This is a genomic window from Flavobacteriales bacterium (assembly GCA_016715895.1).
Classification (GTDB): Bacteria; Bacteroidota; Bacteroidia; order Flavobacteriales_F; family PHOS-HE28; genus PHOS-HE28.
Window position 1 is genome coordinate 278060 of the sequence record JADJXH010000004.1, and the last position, 18586, is coordinate 296645.

The window sequence follows — 18586 nt, forward strand, 5'->3', positions numbered from 1 at the left end:
GCCCGTCATGCACCCCCTGCCGCGGGTCTCTGACCCGTGGTCCTACCTCACGGCAACGCATCCATCGCCGCTTCCAACGCGGCATCCACCCCGGCATTGAGCTCCTGCCGATCGGCCACCGCCACCACGGCCGGAGACAATCCACGGCCCTCCCAGCTGATGCCGTTGGCATCGCGGTGGTCGGCGATGGAGAGCGTGACGCCCCAGCCGTTGGGGAGTTCAAAGAATGCGTTGTCCGCGAAGGCCCCGGCGGTGGTGTCGCCGATGTGCACCACGTGGGTCTGCGTGCGCATGGCCAGGGCGAAGGTCTCGGCCGCGCTCTGTGAGCCACGACCGGTGAGCAGCACCACCGGCTTCGCATACGCCGGTCCCGTGGGGGTGGTGGTCCAGGCCACTTCCTGCCCGAAGTCGTCCGGACCGGGACCGGTCTTACGGCGCACCCGCATGTACGTGGCGGCCTGGCCGGTGAAAAGCCCCGCACTGTACTGCGCGAAGGGATCGATGCCACCGGGGTTGTCGCGCACGTCCACCACCAATCCTGATGTGCCGGCCAGCGCCTGCACCGCATCGCGCAGGCCCTTGTCGTAGTCGTTGTTGCTGCCATCGAAATGACGGATGTGGATGTAACCATGCCCGTCCACGAGCCGGCCGTACGCCACCGCCCCGTTCACTTCCTGGTATTCCGTGAGGTAGTGGTCCTTCACCGTGGGAAAGTGGAAGGTGGAGTCGATGTAGGCCCCATCCACGAGGTCGATGGACCAGCGCGGTAGCTCGGTGCTGTTCGGATAGAGCGTGATGTGTGCATCGTTCAGGGGTGTGAGCATGGCGGCCAGCACCTCGCGCAGCTGCGCATCGGTCATGCCCTCGTGCACCTGGGGCCGGTACACGTTGCCGAGGCTGTCCCAATCCAAGGTCTTCACCCGGAAGAGGCCGTAGTGTTCCTTCACTGTTCGGTGCAGGCTTTCGAAGACGCTGACGGGATCGGCGGCGGGTTCATCGCCGAAGACCATCTTCTGGCAGGAGCTGAGCAGGACGGCGCCGGTGGCCAGGGCCAGGAGGTGCGAGGTTCTCATCGCTTGAGGAGGTTGTAGGTCAGGGCCGCTTCGAGTCGGCGGTGGAAGAGGCGCAGCTCGGCGGGATGATCGAGAATATCACGTTCGGCATCGTTCAGGTAGCCGATGTACAGGCCGAGGCCGATGGCGAACCGGCCCGAGAGCTGGTAGGCATAGCGCAGATCGAGCTGCGCCTGGAACAGCTGCCAGGGCGCCGCCCAGGTGGTGCCACTGTCGAAGAAGGAACTGATGCGACCCATGTTGCCCGGCACGGAGACCGAACGCGACCAGGGCTCGCGGGTCATGAGCGCCACGAGGGTGAGCGAGAACTCGGCGTTGATCCTGTGACGCCCGGACACGTACGACCTGCCGACCAGGCCGTCGAAGGTGGCGCAGGCCATCTGGCCCACCGGGGCGAAGCCCTGCGGCCGGTTGGCGGTCCACCCCAACGCCGGTCCGAAGTACCAGCCATTGCCATCCACCTGCGGACTCGCGTGGAAGGTGCGCGCCACGCGCAGCTCGGCCATCCACATGGGACGGTCCATCGGTATGCGCTCGTCGGTGATGCTGCCGTCCCATTCCCAGATCGGGAAGAGCGTGGTACGGGCACCGGTGCTCGTGGGTGCGAGCAAACCCCTGCCGTAGGCCAGGTGGAAGACCCAATCGCCCTTGGGGCCCGTGTGCGCATAGGTGAGGCCGAGGCGGGCGAGGTCGGCACGGTGCACCAAGTCGCCTACCTGCCGATCGCGCACCAGCAGCCGATCCAAGCCCGGGGTCAGTTGGAAGTAGCCTTGCTGGCCGTGGGCGTCCATGAGCATGCCTGCAAGTAGCAGGAAAAACAGGAGGTGGAAGGTGCGGTACATGGGGTGACCGATGATGAGTTCAGCGTACGGAGATCTTCAGGCTTCGGCCTGCCTGGCGCGCGATCCATCTGGCAAGGGTGTGACCCTTGTGCGGCCCATCACCCTTGGCAACCTGATGCAGGGCCTCGCGCAAGGTGGGTTGCCGTTCCTGCACGGGCGCAGGCACCGCCCCCTTGGACACGGGTCCCACTGCTGCCTGGGCATGGGCTGCCAGTTGAAAGAATGCCAGGAAGAGAATGCAGATGGGCATGCGCCGATGCATGGCGTTCGGTTCTCGGATGCAAACCTCCGCGGCCGGGCTGCCCTGCCAAATAGGAGGTGGTGTGAACCGGATAAAGAGCGACATGAAGTGGACACCGTGTCGCATGAGTATCCTTTGGGCACGGTCACGCGCTCCGCGCCATTGAACGTCGGAGTTCAGTCAGCGGACCATGCGGTCCATACGCACTTTCCGTCGGTACATGTCGATCAGACGCTCATCCTTCCGCAGGAGCGATCAACTTCGTACCGCGGTGGGTGCCACCCTGCCCAACATGACCAGAGCAGCGCAGGATCGATCGCTTGGAATGCCCGGAGCCTCGTCCGGCAGCCTCCTCTTCATGCGGCGGCCGCTCGCGCTCAAGCTGATCATCATCTTCCTGCTCTCGGCGCTTAACCTCACCGGCGATTACGATTGGAGCCGCACCAGCGCGACCCAGGAGCTCCTGATGGTGCTCACCACCCTCGGGCGCTGGGCCGTCACGCTCTTCGGCGCCTACGCCATCATCCAAGGGTACCAGCGTCGCTACCCGCAGGCGGACCAGAACTTCGACCGCCGTCGCGGGGCCTTTGTGTTCGTGCTGCTGCTCTGCTTCGCCACCAGCGTGGCCTCCGACTTTCCGGAAGAGCTGATCCTCCAGGGCGACCTGGATGAGCTCGGCTTCAACTGGGTCAATCACGTCTTCGGGGCGGTGCTGGTCAGCATCATCGTGCTGGGCGTGTTCGAACTGAACTACACCGGCCAGTTGAACGCCCGGCTCGTGGCCGAGAAGCAGGAGATGGAACGCCTGCACATGCAGAGCCGCTACGAGAGCCTGAAGAGCCAGGTGGACCCGCACTTCCTCTTCAACAGCCTCAACTCGCTCAGCGCCCTCATTCGCACGGACCCGAAGCGGGCCGAGCAGTTCGTGGAGGAGCTCTCCCGCGTGTACCGCTACCTGCTGCGTGGCCGCGAGCACGACCTCAGCTCCCTGGAGGATGAGCTGGAGTTCATCCGCTCCTACGAGCACCTCCTGAAGACCCGCTTCGGCAAAGGCTTCGTGCTGAAGATCGCCGTGGACGAGCACCTGCTGGGCCGGCGCCTGCCCGCCCAGGCCCTGCAGCTGCTTGTGGAGAACACCGTGAAGCACAATGTGATCTCCGAGGCACAGCCCCTCACGGTGACGATCCGCACGGTGGGCAACGACCGAATGGAGGTGCACAACAACCTGCAGCGCCGCAACAGCCGCATGCACTCCAACAAGGTGGGCCTGGTCAACATCACCGAGCGCTTCCGGCTGCTGGGCGCCCCGCCCGTGCAGGTGGAGGAGACCGCATCGGACTTCCGCGTAACCCTGCCCCTGCTGGGGGAATGAACCATGGACATCCTGATCATCGAGGACGAACAGCTCGGGGCGGAACGCCTTGCCGCGCTGGTGCACGAGATCGATCCCGCCCATCGCGTGCTGGCCATCTGCCCCAGCATCCGCGACAGCGTGGCATGGCTGGGCAGCCATCCGGCACCGGACCTTATCCTGATGGACATCGAGCTCGCGGATGGGCAGTGCTTCGACATCTTCACGCAGGTGGAGGTCAAGGCGCCCGTGGTCTTCACCACCTCCTACGACGAATACGCTCTGCAGGCCTTCAAGGTGAACAGCATCGACTACCTGCTGAAGCCCGTGCGCAAGGAGGAGCTGCAGGCCGCACTGGACAAGCTGTCAAGGCTTCGCTCGCAGTTCGGGGGTGGCACGATCGACGTCAACCGGCTGTTGGGGCAGTTGCAACAAGGACGGAGCGCGTACCGCACACGTTTCCTCGCCAAGCAGGGGAACAAGCTCATCGCCATCGGCATCGAGGAGATCGCCTACTTCTACGCCGAGGACCGCATCACCCTCTTCCGCACGTGGGATGGAAGGCGTTTCGTGGCGGAATACAAGCTGGAGGAACTGGAGACCATGCTGGACCCTCAGGACTTCCACCGGATCAACCGCTCCGTGATCGCCCACGTGCGCTCGGTGCAGGAGATCCACAACCACTTCAACGGCCGTCTGAAGGTGATCCTGAGACCGGCCTTGGACAAGGAGACCATCGTGAGCCGCGAAGGCGCCATGGCCTTCAAGCTATGGATGGGTAAATGACCCGGTCACATCATTAACTCAACCTCCCGACCATGGAACACCTGAAGCGCGCACCCAAGGCATCCCGCAGCTGGATCGACCGCCAAGCTGCGGAAGCGTTCATCCATGGTGGTCTGGTTCGGGCACGCGGGCTGAGTGCTTTCTTGTCCTTGTTGATCTGCCTGACCACGAGTGTCGTGCACGCGCAGGTCTGTGCCTGCGAGCAGGCCTTCCGATCGGTGCGCGCCTACTATGAGGAGAACCATCCGGGCTACAACGCCATGGACGCGCAGGAGAAAGCGTTGGTGAATGCCTCAGCGGATGCACTGCTGCAGGAGGTGGTCGCACGACGGCCTGCGGAGGAGTGCATCCTGTACTTGCAGCGCTATGGACAGTTGCTGCGGGACAACCACAGTTATATCGATGCCGTGCTACCTGCTCAGCAGGACGTGGACGAGAACGACCCCGAGGCGCTCGCGTCGTTCCGGCAGAGCGAGGTGTTCCGGTCCACCGAACGCATGCAGCTGGACACGGCAGCCTTGCTTCCAAGGCTACGCACGCTTCCGGTGGACTCCATTGAAGGCCTCTGGAGCGACCGCAACGGGACGTACGTCCTCGCGGTCGTTCGCCGCGGCGCCCCGCATCATGACCTCGCCGGGGTGGTCGTGTCCTCTACGAGCCGGTGCTGGGAACCTGGGCAGGTGAAGCTCACCTTGAGGCCGGTAGGGCATGGTCGCTACGAATGCCGGATGCTCACCCGGACCTATGGAGCGGTGTACTCCATCATCACCGTGCATTCGGGACGGATGGTCCCCTTTGGATGGCGCAAGCAGGTCAACAGTAGGGAAGCCGCCACCGATGCCCGCGCCTTCCGGTTCCAGCGCCTCGATCCGGGTGCCGTTGTGCTGCGACTCCCAAGCTTCAATGGCGCGCTGCAGGCCCAGCTCGACTCGTTCTACCGGGCGCACGACGCAGAGATCCGCGCGGCAAAGGACCTCATCATCGATGTGCGTGGCAATGGGGGCGGATCGGAGGCCTGCTGGATCGGCCTGCTGCCCTACTTCTACACCGCGCCCATCGACCTGGACCGCACGGAACTGCTGGTCGCGGCGGGCAATATTGAGCGCTACCGGGAGCGGCTGGCCGTGATGCGCGCCGATAGTGCCAACTTCGGGGAGCAGGCGATCGCTTCCATGCGCGAAATGATCAGAAGGATGGAAGTGGCGCCGCAGGGATCCTTCATCCCGCAATTCGCCCAGGCTCCCGCACCGATCGTGCTCGACACCGTCCTTGCTCGGCCGGAGCGGGTATGGATCCTGCAGGACCGCCAATGTGCCAGCGCCACGGAAAGCCTGCTCTACTACGCCGGTAAAAGCCGCAAAGTGACCACGGTGGGCAGCCGGTCGGGCGGGTTGTGGGCTTTGGCAATGTGCTGCCGACCACGGTGTGCGGCTATCCGATCGGCTGCACCACCACACGCTACCACGATCTGGCGCAGTACGAGTTCGTGGGGATCCCGCCGGTACTGCAGATCGCTGCGGATGAGGATGCGCTTAAGCGGGTGCTGGATATGATCCACGCGCGCTGAACGCCCGGCGTGGCACACGTCACCGGGAGCGCGGTGCCACCTGTCATCCGTCAGCTTTCCTGTTGCGGACACCTTGTGACCATGGGATCTGCTCCATTGTTCGCTCTCTAGCCCGGTCCATCCCATTACTGGCAGCCCCCATCCTACCACTGCTGTCCTTGGTATCGATGCTATCAGGCTTGGCTCGTGCGCAAGCGTTGGACTTCGTGAACCACAAAGGGCGGGTCATCGGATCTCACAACCTATTTCATCGGTAGCGAACTTTCGCAAAACCTCCAGCCATGTGGTGGAAAGCCCTCCTCTTCTGGTTCGTACTGATGGTGCTTGCCATTGGCAACGGCACGGTGCGCCTCAAGTTCATCATCCCGTTCACCGGCCTCACCGCCGGGCTGGCCATCAGCACGCTGATGCTTTGTGCGTTGATCCTGGGCGCCACCTGGCTGGGCATCGGTTGGATCGGCCCTTCGGATGCGAAGCAGGCCTGGGGCATCGGCGTGTTCTGGCTGGTGATGACGCTCGGCTTCGAGTTCGGTGCGGGGCACTTTCTCTTCAAGAAGCCTTGGTCCGAACTGCTGGTGGACTACAACATCGCGAAGGGACGCATCTGGGTGCTGGTGCCGATCGTGACGACCCTTGCGCCGTGGTGGATGGCGAAGGTGCGTGGCCTCGTCCCCTGAACCGCGCCGCTGCTCCCAGCCACGTCGAAGGTCCACGGCCCAGGGCCCGCCCTGATGTTAACCCTGTGTTATGTACATCTGAAGTTAGCTGCTACAGGCCGCTCCGTATGCGCAACCGGGCGATCTTCGAGGGCCAATTCACCGGTATGAGCAGCGCCCCGACCATTGCCCGCCCCATCGCAGGCACGTTGCGCGACACCGGCGCACACCTGAGCCGAACGGGCACCCTGCACATCCTTCGCGTGGGACGATTGGTACAGGAGCGGCCCACAGGGCTGACCTTCTCCGGGAGCGCATTCCCCCGTGCGGGCAAAGCGCGCAGCCTGCAGGTCACGTTCGTCCCCGCCGGTTCGGTGGTGCCACCGGCCACGTTCGATGAGGCCACGGGACGGATCCACCTCCACTACCCCGACCGCGACCACCCGGAGGTGCAGGACCTGCTGGCCAACCGCCGGTCGCGGCTGTGCTACTTCTGGCGCAGCGCGGACGGTCTGCGAAGCCGTGCCTGGCTGGTGATCTCCGGCTAGGGAAGGCGCGTGCCGATGGCTCCCCACCACGGAGCGATGCTGTACTTCAACCGGCCCACCTTCACGAAGGGGTCCTGCTTCAAATACCCCTCCACCTCTTCGCGCGTGTCGCAGTCGTAGAGCAGCAGACCGCGCCACCCCTCCCCGTTGGTGTCGAAGGGGCCGGCCATGACGATGAGGCCGCGCTTCGCCTGGTCACCCTGGTGGGCCAGGTGCTCCCGCTGAAGCGTGGCGGCGGTAAGGCTGTCCAGGGCGGGTCCATCGCCCCGGGTGTACAGCACGAACCAGTATTGCTTCATGTGGTAGGTGCTGTCCGCGATGGTGACGTCGAAGGTGCGCTGGGCCTGGACGGCACCGGAGAGGACCGGGAGGAGGAGAAGCAGGATGGTTCTCATAGCGGCGGAAGATGAGCGGCACGGGCGCGACGGAGCACCCCGTCGATGAAGGGTGTTTTGGACCGGGTATAGGCCGCGCGGTCGACGGGGTGGGCGGAGGCCAGTTCATGCTTCAGCGCCTCGTACTGCCGGGCCACGTCGGGATGCGCACGGAGGAAGTCGCGGAACAACAGCCGGTCCACCGTCGCCTCGTCCGGCTCGACCATGTGCACGTGGAAGGCCCGTCGACCGTCGGGATGCCGCCCGATGAACCACGCATAGTAGGGGGCCTTCTCACCCATCGTGGGTCTCCAGACGAACTCGTAGCCCAGGGCCTCCAAAAGGGGCACCACCTCTGAACGGACCCGTTGGAGGTCGTTGACCTCCACCTGGATGTCGACGACGGGCTTGGCGCTGAGGCCGGGAACGGCCGTGCTCCCGATGTGGGCGATGCGGGTGCAGAGGTCGGGCGGCAGCATGGCGCGGAGCCGGGCCTCCTCGGCGGCATAGCGGACCGGCCATTCCTCCGAATAGGGCACGATGGCGATGGGCTCGCAGGACAGTTCGGCGATCCGCTGTGCGCTGATGTTGGTCGTGTCCGTCATTCGCCGCCCGCGTAGAGGTTGAAGCGGTCGCCCCTCAGGAAGCCCGCGAGCGTGAGCCCGGCGTCCCGCGCCAGTTGAACGGCCAGGGAGGAGGGTGCGCCCACGGCGGCCATCAGCGGTATGCCGGCCACCACGCACTTCTGCACCAGCTCGAATCCGGCGCGCCCGCTCACCAGCAACTGACACCGGCCGAGGGGCAGGCTCGCCCGCAACGCGGCCCCGATCACCTTGTCCACGGCGTTGTGACGGCCCACGTCCTCGCGCAGCAGCACCAGCTCACCTCCGCGATCGAAGAGCGCGGCCGCGTGGATGCCGCCGGTGTGCCTGAACACGGTCTGGGCCGCGCGCATGCGATCGGGCAGCCCGATGAGGGCGGCCGCATCCACCGGCCCCCACGGTGTGATGGACCGCGCGCATTGGGCGTGCACGGCCTCGATGCTGCTCTTGCCGCACACCCCGCAGCTGCTGGTGGTGTAGACGTTGCGCTGCCAGCGGGCCGGGTCGAGGTCCACGGAGGGATGAAGCTCCGCGCGCACCACGTTGCCGCGCTCCTCCTCCTTCACGTTGGCGCATGGCTCCACGCGCAGCACCCGGGCGGGTCCGTCGACGAGGCCTTCGGTGAACAGGAAGCCGAGGGTCAGTTCCTCGTCATGCCCCGGTGTGCGCATGGTGACGCTGAGGCGCATCTCCCTTCGGGCCTCCAGGGGACCATGGCCCAGCCGGATCTCGAGCGGCTCCTCGGTCACCAGGATGTCGTCCATGCTCGCGACCATGCCCGCGTCCACGCGCTGGACCATCACAGGAGCGACCGGCGTTCGCATGGTGCAAGGTACCGCTAGCCCATCGCCTTGCGGAAACAGCCCACCAAGTGGTCATCCACCATGCCGATGGCCTGCATGTACGCGTAGACGATGGTGGTGCCCACGAAGCTGAAGCCCGCCTTTTTGAGTTCCTTGCTCAAGGCATCGCTCACCGCTGTGCTCACGGGCACCTGCCGGCTCTCCGTCCAATGGTTCACCACGGTGCGGTGGTCCACGTGTTTCCAGAGAAGGTCATCAAAGGAGCCGGTGCCGTTCTCCAGGATCCGGAGCCACGCCTGGGCGTTCTTGATGGCGCTCTCCACCTTGGCCCGGTTGCGGATGATGCCTTCATCGGCGAGCAGGCGCGCGATGTCCTTGGGGCCGTAGCGCGCGATGCGCTCCACGTCCCAATCGTCGAAGGCCTTGCGGTAGCCCTCGCTGCGGTGCAGGATGGTCTTCCAGCTCAGCCCGGCCTGAGCACCATCGAGCACGAGCTTGGCGTAGAGCTTCACATCGTCGTGCTCGGGCACGCCCCACACGGTATCGTGGTACGCGATCATCCGTTCGTCGGTGCCCGGCCAGGGGCAGCGGACCAGGACCTTCGTCGCCATGCCACGAAGTAATCGGAAAGCGGATCATGACGGGCGGCTTCCCCAGTGCCCGGAAGCTCATACCTCTGGACCGAGGTCAGTTGTCGCTGAAGGCGATCTCCACCCACTTGACGCCGTTCCAGACCAGGGTCATCGAATCGTCCTGGGTCAGGCTTCTTCCGAAGAACCCCCCACCGACAGCTTGGGTCGGTGAGTCGGAGATCAGGATACCATTGCCGCCAGTGGCGGTGCATTCGATGATGAGGAGCTGGCCGGCTGCCGAACCGGCACCCAGTGCGACCTGGCGAAACCCGGGAGTTCCCGTGGATCCGATCTGGAAATAGGTCCGATCGGTGGGATCGATCGGGAATCCTGTGAACGTGGCGGTCACCACGGCAGGCGTGGCCGTCACCGCGCCGTTCACATGCAGGGTGGTGGCGGGTGCCGTGGTGCGGATACCCACACGCCCGGTGGCGTCGATCCGCATGCGTTCTCCGCCGCCGTTCACGAACTGGATGTTGCGGCTTACGGAGTTGTGCCCGATCTGCAACCCCACATCGTTGAGCTCCATGGTGGCGGTATACCCGCTGCTGCTGTTCGCGCGGAACTCGAACTGGGCATTGGTCTGATTGAAGCGGACCTTTCCGCCCGGCACGTTCACGTCCAGGCCGTTGGCATTGCCCGCCGAGGCATTGGCACTGCCGAAGAGCGCGATGGCGGCACCGTTCGCACTGCTGCCTGACTGAGGACCGAGGAACATGTAGTCCGTGTTGTTGCGATACAGCAGCGCCGCGTTGTCCGCACTGAAGCCACCGTGGAAGAGCGCGCGGCCGACCACATGGAATCGCTCCAAGGGTGTTTGCGTGCCGATCCCCACGCTGGCGGTCACCGTGGCGCCATTCTGGCCGGCGATGGCTCCGAGCACGATGGCGTGGCTCTGGCTCACCTGGGCCCGGGCACCGACCGCCGTGGCATCGGTCAGCGAACCGGAGCCGAATCTGGTCATGAAGCCGAGGCCGGTGTTCCGTGATCCGGTGGTGAGGTCGATCCCTGCATCGGTCCCCACGAACGTGTTGCCGAGCCCGGCGCCGTTCAACCAGGACCCGGCACTTCGGCCGATCGCGGTATTGGCCTGCGAGAACGGCGCGGCCACACCGGCGTTCGCGCCGATGAAGGTGTTGAAGGACCCGTTCGCGTTCATCCGTCCGGCCTCGGCACCGACGTAGGTGTTGTCCGTGCCCGCCACGGTGGTGAACCGCCCGGCCTCCGCACCGATGCTCACGCCTCTTGTACCGCCGTTCGTTGCGCCGGCCAGGGTCCCGTACGCCACGCTCAACACTGGCGCGGCCTTGATGTAGCCGGAGGGAAGGTTGTTCACCCTGAAGTTCAAGCTCTGTGCGTCCGTGGTGCCGATGAACTGGGTGGCCGGGTCGGTGCCTGAGTTCCCCGCAAGCCGCCAGCCGGGACCCATGCTCAGCGGGGTCCACACCGTGCCATCGAAGTAGAAGAAACCGCCGGCCGTGCTGTTGAACACCAACAGACTGGTGGCCGGGGCGGGGATGGCGTTCATCTCGGCCGCGGTGACCCGAGGGATCAGCAGGCCGCGCTTGGTGCCGGCGATGGCGCTGCCGTCGATGTCCAGCAACGCGCTCGGGTGGGGCACCGAACCGTCCACGTTGATCCCGATGTTCTGCGCGGCCAGTGGAAGGGCCGCGGCGAGGACGAGGAAAAGCTGAAGGGCACGCATGGCGGGATCGTTGGAGCCTCAAAGCTCCAGGGCGGGCCAGACGGGCACAATAGAACCTTCGTTGACGATCAGCGCCCGTAGTAGCGGTTCACCGCCTCGGTGCGGTTGCCCACATGCATCTTCTTGTAGATGCGGTGGATGCTCTGCTTCACCGTGCCCTCACTGACGCCGAACCGGTCGGCGATCTCCTTGTAGAGGGAACCTTCGGCCAGGAGCTCGAGCACGGCCATGTCGCGATCGGAAAGGCCGGCGGCGACCTGCAGTCCGCCGGCCGGTGCGGGACGGAAGTGACGGATCACACGGCGCGCCACGGTCATGCTCATCGGGGCGCCGCCCTGATGGATGTCGAACACGGACGCGGCGATGCGCTCGGGGGATGCGTTCTTGAGGAGGTAGCCGTTGGCGCCGGCACGAAGGGCCTCGAAGACGAGCTCATCGGTGTCGTTCACGGTGTACATCATGAACTGCGCATCGGGCCATCGATGGCGCAGCCCGATGATGCACTCGATGCCGGAGGCCCCGGGCAGGTTGATGTCCATGATGACCACATCGGGCGCTTCCTGCACGTCGGCCGTGGCCAGGATCTCCTCGGCCGAACCGTGGACACCGCGAAGCCGGATGCCTTCGGTGGCGATGAACACGGCGCTGAGGACCTCCCGGATCACGGGGTCGTCCTCCACGATCCGCAGGGCGATGGGCGGGCGGGCTGCCATGGGGCGAAGGTGGCCGGTGGCGGCCATCCCATCAAGCTAACTTTCGTTGCCCGAGGGGCACGGTGAAGCGCAGATGCGTGCCCCGCCCGACGGGAACGAGCTCCACGCCGCCTCCGATGCCGGCCATGCGCTTGCGCATGTTGGGCAGGCCATTGCCACTGGAGCCGTTCAACCCCGACAGCCCGCGGCCGTCATCGATCACCTCGATGATCAGGCCCTCTGACCACCGCAGCACCAGGGTCACCCGGGTGGCATCCGCATGCTTCACGATGTTGTGCAGCGCCTCCTTCACGACCAGGAAACAATTGCGTCGCTCGGTGGTGCCCACGGTCAGGGACGGCCAGGGACCGTCGGCCTTCACGTCGAGCGGGATGCCGTGCTCCGCGAGGTAGGTGCGCGCGTGGTTGTTGATGTAGGCCACGAGGTCGGCGAGCTCGCCCTGGTCGTCCTGCAGGGCCCAGATGATGTGGCGCATGCTGGCCATGAGCTCCTCGGCGCGGCGGGCCTGTTCGCGGAGGAGCGCCTCCCGGTCGATTCGGCTCCCGGGCATCAGGGCCATCTCGCTGCGCAGCTTCAACCCGCTGAGGCCCACACCAAGGTCGTCGTGCAGATCGCGGCCCACCTGTTCGCGCACCCGCAGCTCGGCGATGGTCCGGTTCTGCCGTTCACGCATCAATTCGCTCTCCGCAAGACGACGACGCGTCTTCTGCCTGCCGGAGACGAGCAGGAAGATGACCACGATCACCCCCAGGAGCAGCCCGCCGATGGCCAGGATGAAGAGGCGGACGACGCGCGCGCGATCCAGCTCGGCGGCGATGCGCTGGCGCTCCAGACGCTCCACCTCCAGGTCGTTGTCCGCGCGGAGCAGCTCGTCCTGTGCGGCCAGGCCCGACCGGATGTTGCGGGCGGTGATGGTGCTGTCGATGCGGTGCCAGTCCGCCAGATCGGCCAGGGCCCCCTGGACATCCCCCAGCTGCCTCAGCGTGGCGCTGGCCACACGAGCGAAGTTGCGCTGGGTCACCAGCCCGATGCCGGAGCGGTTCTCCAACAGGTAGGCGCGGGCGCGTTCCAATGCACGGAGCGCATCCTCCCGCCTCGCGGCGACGGCCAGCGCCCGTGCGCGCCCCACCAGCGCATCCACGCCGATGTCGTGATCGGCGTGTTCGGCGGCGATCGCGAAGGAGCGGTCATACCGGTGCAGGGCGCTGTCGGCGCGATGCCGCTGCACGGCCAGGTTGCCAAGGCCCCACCAGGCCACGGCGGCGGCACGGCCCACCCCGGCCTCCTCGGCCAGGGCCAGCGAACGGCGCAGATGCCATTCGGCACTGCCATGCGCGCCCAGGGTGGTGAGGTAGGTGCCGAGGTTGCCATGGATGTGGTGCAGCTCGGTGACGGGATAACGCGCTTCGGGCCGCTGCGGGAACAGCCGCAGGGCCGCCCTGAGGTAGGGCAGGGCGAGCCGGTTGTCCTGGATGTTCTCGTGCAGCAGGCCCTTCATGTTGAGGACGTTCGCCATCAGCGTGCTGTCGCCGAGCCGGTCGGCCAGCGCTCCGCACGCATCAAGGTCCCGCATGGCCTCGTTGAAGAGGCCTTCGTAGTAAAGCACCTCGGCGCGATAGCTGAGCAGGTAACAGCGCGCCTCCTCATCGGCCTGCGTGCGAACCAGGGCCTCGTTGATCAAGCGCAGCGCCGAGTCCGCGTGGAAGGCGTCCATCTGCAGCAGGATGCCCTCCATCCTGCGGTGGAGGTCGGCATCGGGAAAGGGCGGGAGCTGGCGCATGGTGCGGCCCACGCGCTGCTGCGCACCAAGCGGTGGGACCATGCCGATCAGCACGGCCACGCACATGCAGGCCCTGACGAACGCCGTCATCGACCGAAGTAGCGGTTCACCGCCTCGGTGCGGTTCTGCACGTGCAGCTTCTCGTACATGCGGTGGATGTGCTGCTTGATGGTGCCCACGGTGATGCCCAACCGCTCACCGATCTCCTTGTACAACAGGCCTTCGGCCAGCAGCGAGAGGATCTGTTGCTCCCGTTCGGTGAGCCGCGCCCCGTCCACCGGGGCCGTCGACCGCGGCCTCAGATGCGCCACCACCCGTCGTGCGACATGGGCGCTCATGGGGCTGCCTCCACCGTGCAGCTCCCTCACCGCCTCGATGATCTCGTCGGGGGTGGCGCTCTTCAGGATGTAGCCGTTCGCGCCGGCCTTCAACGCCTCGAACACCCGGTTGTCGTCGTCGTGCACGGTGTACATCAGGAACTGCGTGCCGACGCACCGCCGGCTCAGCTCGCGCACACAGTCGATCCCGCTCAACCCCGGAAGGTTGATGTCCATGATGGCCACCTGCGGGCAGTTGGTGCCCAGTCGCAGCAGGGCGTCCTCCGCGCTGCTGTGGGCGGTGAAGAGCTCAAGCCCCGGCTCGTCCCCGAACAGGGTGCGGAGCGTCTCCCGGATGATGGGGTCATCCTCCACGATGCTCACACGGATGGGATCGGTGCTCATGCGCTGCGAAGGTCCTCCGGCCGGGTCGGACGTCCTATAGAACGAAGGTTAGGGGGGGCTTCCATCGGCACACGGAAGCGGAGGCAGGCCCCGGGGTGGTCGGGATCCGTGGAGCGCTCCAGGGTGAGCGTTCCGCCCAGGGCCGCGATCCGCCGGCCCATGTTGCGCAGGCCGTTGCCCTCGGTGGCCTCGGCGTGGGCGGGAGGCCCCGGCCCATCATCCGCGATGCGGACGTCCAGCGCCCCCTCACGCCAGGCCATCACCAGGCGCACCTGACGGGCGGCGGCATGCTTCACCACGTTGTGCAGGGCCTCCTTCACGACGAGGAAGATGTTGCGCCGCTGCTCCGCGCTCAAGGTCCGCAGCGGCATCCGCTCCTCCACGTCCACCCGCAGACGGATGCCATGCTCATCGCAATAGCGGCGGGCGTGGTTGGTGGTGTAGGCCACCAGGTCGGCCAGCTCGGCCTGGTCGGCGTTCATGGCCCAGATGATCTGGCGCATGCTGCCGATGAGCTCCCCGGCGGTCCGGGCCAGGGAGCCGAGGTGCGCGCGTTTGGCGGGGTCCTGTTCCACGCGAAGGGCCATTTCGCTGCGCAGCTTCAGCGCGCTGAGCCCGGCCCCCAGGTCATCGTGCATGTCCCCGGCGATCCGCATGCGCTCGGCCAGTACGGCCTGCTCCCGCTCGAACGCCTCGCGCTGCCGCCGCAGCCGCGCATGGAGGTAGGCCTTGAACCCGGCGAAGGCGGCCGCACCGATCGCCAACAGGGCGAGCGCCCGGAACCACCAGGTGGCGTGAAAAGGGGGCAACACCTGCACGGCCACTGCGGCCTCCTCCGGCGCCCAATGCACGCCGTCAAGGCTCATCTGCACGACGAGCTGATGCGATCCGGGGTCCAGATCGAACAGATCGATCCGCTTGGCGGCACCGATCTCCTTCCAGGCGGTATCGGCGGGAAGGACGCGGTAGCGGAAGAGCGGGACCTCACCGGGCATCACGCCGAGGCCGCCCAGTTCGAGCATCAGGGCCTTCCGGTCGGGTTCAAGGACCAGGTCCGCCGGCGCACCGAGCACGGTCGCATCACCCACGCGGTGGGCGGTGAACACCGGGACCGGCGGCAGCCCGTGTCGTTCGCGCAGGGGATCGTGCAGCAGGATCCGCGGACCGACCCCGATGGCGATGCGGCCGTCGGGAAGCTCCACCAGGGCCCGGGAGAACGCCTGCCCGTCCAGTGCCGAGGGCAGCAGCATCGCGGCGAAGGTGGCCGCGCCCGGTGGTCGACGCGCCAGCCCCTGTGGCGTGGCGGCCCAGATGGTACCGTCCCGCGTGGCGCACAGCGCCAGGATGCGCGTGCCGGGCAGTCCGTCGCGCCGCCCGATGTACCGCTCGGATACGCCGGCCGGGTCATGCACAACCAGCCCATGCTCATGGGTGCCCAGCCACAGCAGGCCATCCGGACCCTGGGCCATGCAGCGCACCACGCCGCCCACATGGGCGCCCGCCGCGTTCATCACGGCCGACCAGCGGCCCGCATGGAACCGGGCCAGTCCTCCGCCGTTGTTCAGCCCGGCCCAATGGCCACCGTCGGCCGTGGAGAGCCAGCTGAGCAGCATGAGGTTCGGCAGCCGCCCCCATGGACCGTCCGCGGTGTCCACGCGCTGCGCTTCACCCGTACGCGGGTCCACGCGCCACAGCCCGCGCTGCCAGGTGCCGAGCCACAGCGCATCATCGGTGCGCTCTGCGAAGGTGAAGGCGCTGACCGCACCGTTGGGCACCAGCGCGGTGATGCCGTCGGCGGGACGAAGGGTGGCGGCGTGTACATCCAGCTCGGCCAGGCCACGGCCCGTGCAGACCAGCACGCGCCCATCGACCGTGGCACCGAAGGCATGCACCAGGTTGGCGGAGTAGCGGACATCATCGGGCGCTCCAGGCACCTCGACCCGGAGTGCGGTGGATGCGCCGGTCCGGTGATCGACGAGGTGCACACCACCACCCTCGGTGCCCACCAGCAGCGTATCCTCTCCCCAGGCACGGATGACCGAGACCGCGAAGGGCGACGCATCGAAGGGAAGGACGGTATGCGCCTGCGCCCCCGGCCGCAGCACGGCCAGGCCCCCTGCGGTCCCGAGCAGGAACACACCGGAGCGCATCGTCCGCAGGCACCCCGCACGGGTGGATGGCGATCCGATCCCATCCGGTCGCACCTCCGACCAGGGCCCGTTCGGCGCGCGTACGAACAGGCGGTGCGTCCAGGTGGCGATCCAATGGCGGCCCTCGGCATCGAAGGTCTGGCAGCGCAGCTCGAACCGATTGGGCTGTTCCTCGACATCGGGCAATGCGGTAAGGTCGCCGGTCCGCAGGTCGTACCGGAACAGCGTGTAGGGGCCATGCCGCATGTACCACAAGGCCTGGTCATGCACGACCGGCGCCCCGGTGGCCGAGAGGTCCGACCATGGCAGCATCGTGCTGTTGCGGTGGTCCGTCCACCGATCGGTGGCCGCGTCCCACGACGCGATGCCCCGGGCCGTGGCGGCCCAGATGGTGGCCCTCGGTGCATCCCAGAAGAGCGAGGAGTTCGATCGCATGCGGCCGGCTGGTCCCTCCCCGGGTGGACGGTCCTGCACGCTGTGGAGCCGCCCGTTCCGCGGGTCGCCACGGAAAAGCCCCGCCTCGGTGACCACCCAGAGCAGGGTGTCGCCCACGGCCACCACCTGGCGCATGCGGTTGGCCTGCAGGGCGTCGTTGCCCGAGGCCGTGACCCGCACGTTGACGAAGGTGCCGGAGCGGGGCACGAACCGGGACAGCCCGCTCATGGTGGCGAACCAGAGGGTGCCATCAGGCGCCTGGTCGATGCAGTTGACCTGATCATGCGCCAGGCTGCTGCTGTCGACCGGGTCATGATGGAACGTCCGCACACGGGTCCCCTCCAGCCGGGCGAGGCCATCGGTGGTGCCCACCCAGACGAACCCATCACGGTCCTCGAAGACGGCGTGCACCTCGTCGGACGGCAGGCCCTGCTCCACACCGATACGGTCGAACAGCAGCTGGGCGTCCATGGCGAGGACCCTCAGCAAGGTGGCGATCAGCAGGATGGGACGCATGCGGGCCGGGCGGAAGCGCACAGGGCAAAGCTCGGCAAGCGGGACACCCGGGCGCGGGTCTATTTTTCGGGCATGTTGACCGACCGGCACGGCCGCACGCACCGCAGCCTGCGCATCAGCATCGTGGACAAGTGCGACCTGCGCTGCACCTACTGCATGCCGGAGGATCAACATTTCCTGAAGCGCGAGGAGTTGATGACCCGCGCGGAGATCCTCACCATCGCACGGCTCTTCGTGGAGCGCTATGGGATCGCCAAGATCCGGCTCACCGGAGGCGAACCACTGGTGCGACCCGATGTGGTGGACATCGTGCGCGACCTTTCGCAGCTGCCGGTGAAGCTGGGACTCACCACCAACGCGCTCAGTCTGCACAAGCACCTGGATGGGTTGATGGATGCCGGTCTGAAGGGGGTGAACGTCAGCCTGGACACCTTCGATGCGGATCGCTTCCGGAAGATCGCGCGACGCGATGGTTTCGACACGGTGCATGCCAACATCCTGCTCGCCCTGCGGAAGGGCCTCCGGGTAAAAGTGAACATGGTGGTGATGCGCGGGGTGAACGACGACGAGCTCCTGCGCTTCGTGGAGCTCACCCGCGACCACGACCTGCACGTCCGTTTCATCGAGTTCATGCCCTTTGCGGGCAATCAATGGGGCCGCGATCGCGTGTACACCTACGCCGAGATGCTGGGCCGCATTGGCAGTGCGCATGCCTTCGAGAAACTGAACGACGACCCGCACAGCACGGCCAAGGCCTACCGGGTACCGGGCTGGCCCGGCACCTTCGCGGTGATCAGCACGGTGACGGAGCCCTTCTGCGGCACGTGTGACCGGCTGCGGGTGACCGCGGAGGGCAGGATGCGCAACTGCCTCTTTGCCCGCGAGGAGACCGACCTGCTCTCCGCCCTGCGCCGTGGAGAGGACATCGCGCCCTTGATCGAGGCGAATGTGCTGGCCAAGCACGCCATGCTCGGCGGCCTGCCGCCCTTCAGGCCCGAGAAGCAGGAGGAGGTCCTGCACGACCTGAGCGAACGGCCGATGGTGGCGATCGGGGGATAGTTCATGTGCACATGTGCTCATGAGCACATGT

Annotated in this window: 18 protein-coding genes; 6 read left to right on the plus strand and 12 right to left on the minus strand. The window is 66.5% G+C overall.

Annotated elements, in window-relative coordinates:
• Positions 1 to 47: 47 nt before the first annotated feature.
• The 3 genes from IPM49_09820 to IPM49_09830 are packed head-to-tail and all read right to left on the minus strand — an operon-like array spanning position 48 to position 2165.
• The gene (locus IPM49_09820; GenBank protein MBK9274822.1) at positions 48 to 1073 is read right to left on the minus strand and encodes a S41 family peptidase; all 1026 of its coding nucleotides are present in this window, start codon (positions 1071 to 1073) and stop codon (positions 48 to 50) included.
• Complete coding sequence (locus IPM49_09825; protein MBK9274823.1) at positions 1070 to 1915, minus strand: hypothetical protein; 846 nt, start codon at positions 1913 to 1915, stop codon at positions 1070 to 1072. Before IPM49_09825 ends, IPM49_09820 begins: the two co-directional genes overlap by 4 nt.
• A gap of 19 nt (positions 1916 to 1934) precedes the next feature.
• Positions 1935 to 2165, minus strand: a complete 231-nt coding sequence (locus IPM49_09830) for a hypothetical protein (GenBank protein MBK9274824.1) — start codon at positions 2163 to 2165, stop codon at positions 1935 to 1937.
• Positions 2166 to 2448: 283 nt separating this feature from the next.
• On the opposite strand from IPM49_09830, the gene IPM49_09835 reads away from it, so the two are divergent.
• The 5 genes from IPM49_09835 to IPM49_09855 all read left to right on the plus strand — a co-directional run bounded on the left by IPM49_09835 (position 2449) and on the right by IPM49_09855 (position 7064).
• On the plus strand, positions 2449 to 3528 hold the full coding sequence (locus IPM49_09835) for a histidine kinase (GenBank protein MBK9274825.1): 1080 nt from the start codon (positions 2449 to 2451) through the stop codon (positions 3526 to 3528).
• Positions 3529 to 3531: 3 nt separating this feature from the next.
• The gene (locus IPM49_09840; protein ID MBK9274826.1) at positions 3532 to 4293 is read left to right on the plus strand and encodes a response regulator transcription factor; all 762 of its coding nucleotides are present in this window, start codon (positions 3532 to 3534) and stop codon (positions 4291 to 4293) included.
• A gap of 176 nt (positions 4294 to 4469) precedes the next feature.
• A complete protein-coding gene (locus tag IPM49_09845) occupies positions 4470 to 5846 on the plus strand; it encodes a hypothetical protein (protein ID MBK9274827.1) in 1377 nt (458 codons plus the stop codon).
• 295 nt (positions 5847 to 6141) lie between these two features.
• On the plus strand, positions 6142 to 6537 hold the full coding sequence (locus tag IPM49_09850; protein ID MBK9274828.1) for a hypothetical protein: 396 nt from the start codon (positions 6142 to 6144) through the stop codon (positions 6535 to 6537).
• Between the two features lie 146 nt (positions 6538 to 6683).
• Positions 6684 to 7064, plus strand: coding sequence for a hypothetical protein (locus IPM49_09855; GenBank protein MBK9274829.1), 381 nt, complete (start codon positions 6684 to 6686; stop codon positions 7062 to 7064).
• Here the strand turns inward: IPM49_09855 and IPM49_09860 are convergent.
• The 9 genes from IPM49_09860 to IPM49_09900 form a co-directional block, all read right to left on the minus strand.
• Positions 7061 to 7459, minus strand: a complete 399-nt coding sequence (locus IPM49_09860; protein ID MBK9274830.1) for a hypothetical protein — start codon at positions 7457 to 7459, stop codon at positions 7061 to 7063. The genes IPM49_09855 and IPM49_09860 overlap by 4 nt on opposite strands.
• The gene (locus IPM49_09865; protein ID MBK9274831.1) at positions 7456 to 8043 is read right to left on the minus strand and encodes a GrpB family protein; all 588 of its coding nucleotides are present in this window, start codon (positions 8041 to 8043) and stop codon (positions 7456 to 7458) included. The genes IPM49_09860 and IPM49_09865 overlap by 4 nt, the downstream gene beginning before the upstream one ends.
• A complete protein-coding gene (gene fdhD, locus IPM49_09870; protein ID MBK9274832.1) occupies positions 8040 to 8864 on the minus strand; it encodes a formate dehydrogenase accessory sulfurtransferase FdhD in 825 nt (274 codons plus the stop codon). The genes IPM49_09865 and fdhD overlap by 4 nt, the downstream gene beginning before the upstream one ends.
• A 14-nt stretch (positions 8865 to 8878) precedes the next feature.
• Positions 8879 to 9454 carry a DNA-3-methyladenine glycosylase I gene (locus tag IPM49_09875; GenBank protein MBK9274833.1) on the minus strand — a complete coding sequence of 192 codons (576 nt, stop codon included), beginning with the start codon at positions 9452 to 9454 and terminating at the stop codon, positions 8879 to 8881.
• Positions 9455 to 9530: 76 nt separating this feature from the next.
• Positions 9531 to 11180, minus strand: a complete 1650-nt coding sequence (locus IPM49_09880; protein MBK9274834.1) for a hypothetical protein — start codon at positions 11178 to 11180, stop codon at positions 9531 to 9533.
• A gap of 68 nt (positions 11181 to 11248) precedes the next feature.
• Complete coding sequence (locus IPM49_09885; protein MBK9274835.1) at positions 11249 to 11893, minus strand: response regulator transcription factor; 645 nt, start codon at positions 11891 to 11893, stop codon at positions 11249 to 11251.
• 31 nt (positions 11894 to 11924) lie between these two features.
• A complete protein-coding gene (locus tag IPM49_09890; GenBank protein ID MBK9274836.1) occupies positions 11925 to 13763 on the minus strand; it encodes a hypothetical protein in 1839 nt (612 codons plus the stop codon).
• Complete coding sequence (locus IPM49_09895) at positions 13760 to 14395, minus strand: response regulator transcription factor (GenBank protein ID MBK9274837.1); 636 nt, start codon at positions 14393 to 14395, stop codon at positions 13760 to 13762. The genes IPM49_09890 and IPM49_09895 overlap by 4 nt, the downstream gene beginning before the upstream one ends.
• A complete protein-coding gene (locus IPM49_09900) occupies positions 14392 to 17496 on the minus strand; it encodes a hypothetical protein (protein ID MBK9274838.1) in 3105 nt (1034 codons plus the stop codon). The genes IPM49_09895 and IPM49_09900 overlap by 4 nt, the downstream gene beginning before the upstream one ends.
• 72 nt (positions 17497 to 17568) lie before the next feature.
• On the opposite strand from IPM49_09900, the gene moaA reads away from it, so the two are divergent.
• Positions 17569 to 18555 carry a GTP 3',8-cyclase MoaA gene (gene moaA / locus IPM49_09905; GenBank protein MBK9274839.1) on the plus strand — a complete coding sequence of 329 codons (987 nt, stop codon included), beginning with the start codon at positions 17569 to 17571 and terminating at the stop codon, positions 18553 to 18555.
• The last annotated feature ends 31 nt before the right edge of the window (positions 18556 to 18586 follow it).

What these genes read in the sequence shown, in the direction of transcription:
- IPM49_09820 (MBK9274822.1), bottom strand. Translation starts at nt 1,073, where the DNA reads ATGAGAACCTCGCACCTCCTGGCCCTGGCCACCGGCGCCGTCCTGCTC.
- IPM49_09890 (MBK9274836.1), bottom strand. Translation starts at nt 13,763, where the DNA reads ATGACGGCGTTCGTCAGGGCCTGCATGTGCGTGGCCGTGCTGATCGGC.
- moaA (MBK9274839.1), top strand. Translation starts at nt 17,569, where the DNA reads ATGTTGACCGACCGGCACGGCCGCACGCACCGCAGCCTGCGCATCAGC.
- IPM49_09880 (MBK9274834.1), bottom strand. Translation starts at nt 11,180, where the DNA reads ATGCGTGCCCTTCAGCTTTTCCTCGTCCTCGCCGCGGCCCTTCCACTG.
- IPM49_09895 (MBK9274837.1), bottom strand. Translation starts at nt 14,395, where the DNA reads ATGAGCACCGATCCCATCCGTGTGAGCATCGTGGAGGATGACCCCATC.
- IPM49_09865 (MBK9274831.1), bottom strand. Translation starts at nt 8,043, where the DNA reads ATGACGGACACGACCAACATCAGCGCACAGCGGATCGCCGAACTGTCC.
- IPM49_09850 (MBK9274828.1), top strand. Translation starts at nt 6,142, where the DNA reads ATGTGGTGGAAAGCCCTCCTCTTCTGGTTCGTACTGATGGTGCTTGCC.
- IPM49_09855 (MBK9274829.1), top strand. Translation starts at nt 6,684, where the DNA reads ATGAGCAGCGCCCCGACCATTGCCCGCCCCATCGCAGGCACGTTGCGC.
- IPM49_09825 (MBK9274823.1), bottom strand. Translation starts at nt 1,915, where the DNA reads ATGTACCGCACCTTCCACCTCCTGTTTTTCCTGCTACTTGCAGGCATG.
- IPM49_09835 (MBK9274825.1), top strand. Translation starts at nt 2,449, where the DNA reads ATGACCAGAGCAGCGCAGGATCGATCGCTTGGAATGCCCGGAGCCTCG.
- IPM49_09885 (MBK9274835.1), bottom strand. Translation starts at nt 11,893, where the DNA reads ATGGCAGCCCGCCCGCCCATCGCCCTGCGGATCGTGGAGGACGACCCC.
- IPM49_09830 (MBK9274824.1), bottom strand. Translation starts at nt 2,165, where the DNA reads ATGCCCATCTGCATTCTCTTCCTGGCATTCTTTCAACTGGCAGCCCAT.
- IPM49_09875 (MBK9274833.1), bottom strand. Translation starts at nt 9,454, where the DNA reads ATGGCGACGAAGGTCCTGGTCCGCTGCCCCTGGCCGGGCACCGACGAA.
- fdhD (MBK9274832.1), bottom strand. Translation starts at nt 8,864, where the DNA reads ATGCGAACGCCGGTCGCTCCTGTGATGGTCCAGCGCGTGGACGCGGGC.
- IPM49_09840 (MBK9274826.1), top strand. Translation starts at nt 3,532, where the DNA reads ATGGACATCCTGATCATCGAGGACGAACAGCTCGGGGCGGAACGCCTT.
- IPM49_09860 (MBK9274830.1), bottom strand. Translation starts at nt 7,459, where the DNA reads ATGAGAACCATCCTGCTTCTCCTCCTCCCGGTCCTCTCCGGTGCCGTC.
- IPM49_09900 (MBK9274838.1), bottom strand. Translation starts at nt 17,496, where the DNA reads ATGCGTCCCATCCTGCTGATCGCCACCTTGCTGAGGGTCCTCGCCATG.